The sequence below is a fragment of the Thermodesulfobacteriota bacterium genome (assembly GCA_036482575.1).
In the GTDB taxonomy this organism is placed as follows: Bacteria; Desulfobacterota; GWC2-55-46; order GWC2-55-46; family JAUVFY01; genus JAZGJJ01.
This window is the reverse complement of the sequence record JAZGJJ010000144.1, coordinates 1-5,498: the sequence shown is the minus strand read 5'-3', so window position 1 is coordinate 5,498 and position 5,498 is coordinate 1. Positions and strand designations below refer to the sequence as shown.

Annotated in this window: 4 protein-coding genes and 2 tRNA genes; 3 read left to right on the top strand and 3 right to left on the bottom strand. The window is 59.6% G+C overall.

The annotated features are described in order from the left end of the window. On the bottom strand, window positions 1-1,225 hold a 1,225-nt coding region (locus tag V3W31_06400; GenBank protein ID MEE9614570.1), incomplete at its 3' end, for a hypothetical protein. 54 nt (window positions 1,226-1,279) lie between these two features. Here V3W31_06400 and V3W31_06395 point away from each other — a divergent pair. Beyond that, the gene (locus tag V3W31_06395; GenBank protein MEE9614569.1) at window positions 1,280-2,047 is read left to right on the top strand and encodes a glycosyltransferase family 2 protein; all 768 of its coding nucleotides are present in this window, start codon (window positions 1,280-1,282) and stop codon (window positions 2,045-2,047) included. A gap of 108 nt (window positions 2,048-2,155) precedes the next feature. Here V3W31_06395 and V3W31_06390 read toward each other — a convergent pair whose 3' ends face one another. Together V3W31_06390 and V3W31_06385 are read right to left on the bottom strand one after the other, a co-directional pair. After that, entirely contained in the window at window positions 2,156-2,707 is a 552-nt protein-coding gene (locus V3W31_06390; protein MEE9614568.1) for a hypothetical protein, read from the bottom strand. An 89-nt stretch (window positions 2,708-2,796) separates the two neighbouring features. After that, window positions 2,797-4,551: a tetratricopeptide repeat protein gene (locus tag V3W31_06385; protein MEE9614567.1), complete on the bottom strand. Its 1,755-nt coding sequence runs from the start codon at window positions 4,549-4,551 to the stop codon at window positions 2,797-2,799. 204 nt (window positions 4,552-4,755) lie between these two features. Here V3W31_06385 and V3W31_06380 point away from each other — a divergent pair. Continuing rightward, a tRNA-Ser gene (locus V3W31_06380) sits at window positions 4,756-4,847 on the top strand. A 78-nt stretch (window positions 4,848-4,925) separates the two neighbouring features. Continuing rightward, window positions 4,926-5,002: transfer RNA gene (locus V3W31_06375), tRNA-Arg, on the top strand. Window positions 5,003-5,498: the final 496 nt, after the last annotated feature.

The window sequence follows — 5,498 nt, the reverse complement described above, 5'->3', positions numbered from 1 at the left end:
CCTTCCACACCCCCGTCTGCCGCACGGTCCCGACCGCCAGCCCTGCCATAATAAGGAGCGCGGCAAAGGCGGCTGCCTGTCTATCCCTTTTTGGGTAGCTCTCGACCACGACCCCCGCGCCGAGCCCGACGAGCAGGAAGGGCCCCAGAGAGGGCAGGTACATATAACGGTCGGCCGCGGACTGGAGCCCCACCTGCACGAGCCCTATTACCGGCAGGAGGGTGGCCACGTAGTAGAGCCAGACGGCGGAGAAGGCCCGCTCCCTTCTGAGGTACGCCGCGCAGAAGACGGTAACAACGACCAGCAGCGCCAGGGCGGCCATAAACTCAATCGATAAGAGCGAGGTGTTTTCCGGCACCGGATAAAAAGGGGCCAGGCCGAGCGGAAAGAGCGTCTTGTAGAGATAGAAGGCATAGGCGCGCACGGCGATAAATAGCCGTGTCGCGAGCGGGTGGGCGTCGAGCGCGGCCACGGCCTCGGTCGTGCGCTGCGCCCAGACGGTAATGACCGAAGTGAAGATGCTAAGCGCAAAGAACGGTATCTTTTCGAACACGGCGCGCCGCGCACCTTCGGTCCTCCGGAGCGGATAGCTGTCGAGAATAAGAAGCACCAGTGGAAGGGTGACGGCCATGGGTTTGCTCATAAGAGCCAGCGCGAAGAAAGCGAGCGAGGCGGCATAGGCCGTCGCCTTCCCCTTTCCGGCCTCTCCCCTTCCCGACCGTACGTAGCGGAGGTAGGCGATTATACTCAGGAGGAAGAAGAAGGCGCATAGGACGTCCTTCCTCTCGGAAACCCACACGACACTCTCGACGTGTATCGGGTGCAGGCCGAAGAGGAGGGCCGTTACGGCCCCGGTTGCAAGGGCCCTTGCGGGGAGCGCGTCTCCCACGAGCCGGACTGCCAGGATAAAGACCAGAAAAACGTTGAGCGTATGCAGGACGATACTCGTCAGGTGATGCCCCATGGGGTCCGGTCCCCAGAGCGCGTAGTCCACGGCGTGGGAGAGGACGGTAAGTGGGTGCCAGTTGTTGGAGACCACGGCCGTCGGGAGCCAGCCGAAGAACTCCGCGTCGAGCGAGCGGATATTCGGGTTCTCGTAGACGTATAGCTGGTCGTCCCAGCTTACGAAGCCGTTATAGAGCGCGGGGAGATAGACGAGGAATGTTACGGCGGCTACGATGAAAGCGGCGGCGGCGAGTTTGACAGATATATCCCTATTTGCCATAATCCTTTAAATATAATCCAAACCGCGGGCATTCCGCAATAGGGAACTTATAGATTGCTGCACGGTAAAAAGATAGTCGTAGTCCTCCCCGCATACCACGCCGAGAAGACCCTGGAGATGACGTATAACGACATCCCGCATGATATCGTCGACGAGGTCGTTCTGGTAGACGACTGCAGCGACGACGGGACGGTCGAGGTGGGCAGGGGACTCGGCATAAAGAACATACTCGTCCACGAGGAGAACCTCGGCTACGGCGCCAACCAGAAGAGCTGCTACGCCGAGGCTTTAAAACTCGGGGCGGACATAGTGGTCATGCTCCACCCGGACTACCAGTACACCCCGAAGCTCATAACGGCCATGGCGTCGATGATAGCCTCCGGCGAGTTCGACGTGGTACTGGGCTCCAGGATCCTGGGCCCCGGCGCGATAAAGGGCGGCATGCCGCCGTATAAGTATATCGCCAACAGGTTCCTTACGCTCGTCGAGAACATACTCCTCCGGCAGAAACTCTCCGAGTACCATACCGGCTACAGGGCCTTTTCCAGGGAGGTGCTGGAAAAGCTTCCGCTCCTCGAAAACTCCGACGACTTCGTCTTCGATAACGAGATGCTCGCCCAGGCCGTATACTTCGGCTTCCGCATCGGGGAGATAAGCTGCCCCACGAAGTACTTCGATGAGGCGTCGTCCATAAACTTCTCGAGGAGCGTGGTATACGGCATCGGGGTCCTTGCCACCGCGTGCAAGTTCAGGCTCCAGAAACTCGGGATGAAGGACTACCCCATATTCGACGAGGCCGGAGGGAAGCTCCGCCCGGAGTAGTCCACGGCATGGGAGAAGACGGCAAGGGGGTGGCGAGGAGGTAAACGAGGAAGGTCGGGGAGGGGGGGGGCCGCAAGGAGTGCCGTGGTATGGCGCGCGGTCATCTTCTTATAAGCCGGTACACCCCCCTTGCGGGCCCTCTCCTCCCCCCTGCCCCCCCTCCCCCCCCTCTTCGGGAGGTGAGCCTTCGAGGTTCAGCCCGCAGTCGGGACATACCGGAGAACTGCCCACAGAGTAGCCGCAGCAGGGGCAGAGCCCCTTTTCCATGTTTTCCTTCGCCTCTTTAGCCTCGGGGTGCAGCCCATGCCAGTAGTCCTCGATGGCCTTACCGGCCGTCTCTACGAGGCTTTCTGGGACAAAGAGGGCGAACCCCCCGCTCTTCGAGCAGCTACTCTTGCAGCTTTCGTCCTCTTTAACTATTTCGCACTCCATGCCTTCGGCCCTGAGCACCCCTGCGAACTCCGAGAGGCGGCCGAAAGACCCTTCCTCGATGCGCTCGAACTGCCCTTCGGGAGCGTACGTCTCCGCCTTTGTCTCTTGCCCCTCCATCCGGGCCATTTCCTCCGGGTGTACGACCCTTACCCCGCAGGCGTTGCACTCCTCCACGTGGCTGAAGAACTCGGCGCGGCACACCGGGCATATCTTTATCTGCTCATGCATGACTTAGACTGTTATAGTATCGAACCGGTGGAATTGCAAGGTTTTTTGTGCCGGCGGAGCGACCCGAGACGATATAACGGAGGACGGACTCACTGCCCGGCGCCAAGCTCCCTCAGGCGCTCTTCCGCCTCGGGTATTCCCAGGTGGGCCGCCCCCTTAAAGTAGACGGCCGCCTTCTCGTTCTCCCCCATGTTCGCGTAGAGCGTACCCAGGTTGTAGTAGGCGTTCGGATGCCCCGGGTTAAGCTCGATGACCTTTTCGTAGTCCTTTATCGCCGCACGCGCGTTACCCGTTATGAGGTAGGCGTTCCCACGGTCGTTGTATATCGCCGCCGCCGTGGGGTCGAACTCCAGGTAGCTCGTCATGTCCCCTATGGCCCGGCCGTAGTCGCCGAGGCGCAGAAGGCACGTCGCCCTCATCTTATAGGCGTCCGCGAACCGGGTGGAGAGCTTGATGGTCCTCGTAAGGTCCCTTACGGCTTCCGGACAGTTGCCGAGTTCATAGTAGGCCGCGCCCCTGTTGTAGTAGCCGTAGAGTGCCGAATGCGACTCCTCGGGCAAGAGGTCGATCTCGTGGGTCCAGAGGGTTATGGAGTCTTTCCAGACGGCTATCTGTTTTTCGGTCTTGTATACAAGGGCCGCCGATATAAGGAGCACGGCGGCCGCGACGATTACCTTGCCCCTAAGCTCCTTTGAAAACCTTTCATAAACGGCCGCCGCACCCACGCCCGCGAGCAGAAAGGGCCCCAGGGCCGGCAGATAGGTGTAACGGTCGGCAGCCTCGTGCGCCCCGAACGTTACGACACCTATGACGGGGAAGAGCGTCACGAGGTAGTAGAGCCAGAGGGCGGAAAGGCCCGGCTTTTTCTTTATGGCCAGGACGCAAAGGGCGGTTATCGCCAAAAGCAGGAGGAACGCCCCGGCATATTCGAGGGACAGTGCGTTTATGTCGGTCGGGTAGGGGTAAAGCGGCGCCAGATCAAGGGGCAGGACCATCTTATACAGGTAGAAGACATAGGCCCGTATAGATACTAAAATACGTGTGATGAGCGGGTTTAGCCCAAGCGAGGAGATCGTCTCGCCCTCGTGCTGAGTCCATATGGCAGCAAGGGCCGCCACGGCGCTTAATAGAAAGAAGGGCACCTTTTCCACAACTACCCGTTTCGCCTTCAGCCTCCCCAGCGGATAGTAGTCGAGTATAAGAAGCACCAGGGGCAGGGTGACGGCCATGGGTTTGCTCATAAGCGAGAGCGCGAAGAAGCCGAGCGAGGCGGCATAGGCCGTAGCCTTTCCACCCCCCTTTTCAGATGATACGTAGCGGAGGTAGGCGAGCACGCTCAGGAGGAAGAAGAAAGAGTAGAGGACGTCCTTCCTCTCGGAAACCCATGCGACGGATTCGACGTGGAGCGGGTGCAGGCCGAAGAGTAGGGCCGTCACGGCCCCGGCCGCAAGGGCCCTTACGGGGAGCGCGGCCCCCACGAGCCGGACTGCCAGAATAAAGACCAGAAAAGTATTCAGGGCATGCAGGACGACGCTTGAGAGGTGATGCCCCATGGGGTCCGGTCCCCAAAGCGCGCAGTCCACGCCGTGGGAGAGGACGGTAAGGGGGTGCCAGTTGCTGGAGACCACGGCCGTTGGGAGCTGCCGGAAAAACTCCGCATCGAGCGAACGGATATTCGGGTTTTCGTAGACGTAGGCGGGGTCGTCCCAGTTTACGAAGCCGTTATCGAGCGCGGGCAGGTAGGCGAGAAAGGTTACGCATGATACAAGGAGGGCCGCGAGGAGTGTGGCCTTCCGGCCCCGAAGACCGCCCGTACGGTCCGTTTCTATCACGGTATTTTTCATGGTCGTGGCGTGGGCTCCTTACGCAATCCCCGAGGAACCCGGTAAGATACTTATAATCTTAAACCCCGGTGGTTGCAAGGGGTTTGTCGCTTCCGGCGGGGCAAGCAGGTTGCAGAGTGGGGATTGCGGATTACCTTGATAAAATACCGAAATCGTGATAAGAAGATACCGAAATCGGTATAAAAAGATGTGGGTTGAGTAAGTGGAGAGGTGGCCGAGCGGTTGAAGGCAGCTGCCTGCTAAGCAGTTGTAGGGGTTAAACTCTACCGAGGGTTCGAATCCCTCCCTCTCCGCCATAAAAGCCGTTATACGTGGTGCGTGATGCGTGATGCGCTAAAACTCGTGACACGTGTACACATTACGACTTTTCATACGCGCCTGTAGCTCAGCTGGACAGAGCAACGGACTACGAATCCGCAGGTCGGGGGTTCGAATCCCTCCAGGCGCGCCAAAAATGAAATGGGTCTCACGAAGTGGGGCCCATTTTATTTTGGTGTATCGGATGATTTCGAACCCCTCTGCCGAAGGCAGACCGGGTTTGACCGGGTGCTCGCCGACTAACGCCGAAGGCGTTATAAGGCGAGCTACACGAATGGAACTTTCCTTACCGGCGACGAGCCCTGTCGAAGACAGGGCTCGTCAATCCCTCCAGGCGCGCCAATGTTAGAAAAGGGGGTTGCCCAAAGGGCAGCCCCCTTTTTAACATTATTGTCGTTCCGCCGGGATGAGAACCCCTCTGCCGAATGCAGACCGGGTTCCGGATCATCCGGTTTGACCGGGTGCCCGACGACTAACGCCGAAGGCGTTATAAGGAGGGCTATACGAAAAGTTTTTATCCGGGTGCAGCGTCACGCTGCCCTTACGGTGGGGGGAGCGGCCCTCCGCCCGTCCCTTGGGGGGCTGGGGGCTGGGTGCCAAATTGGTCCGTCCGCCTGCCCCTTCCGTGG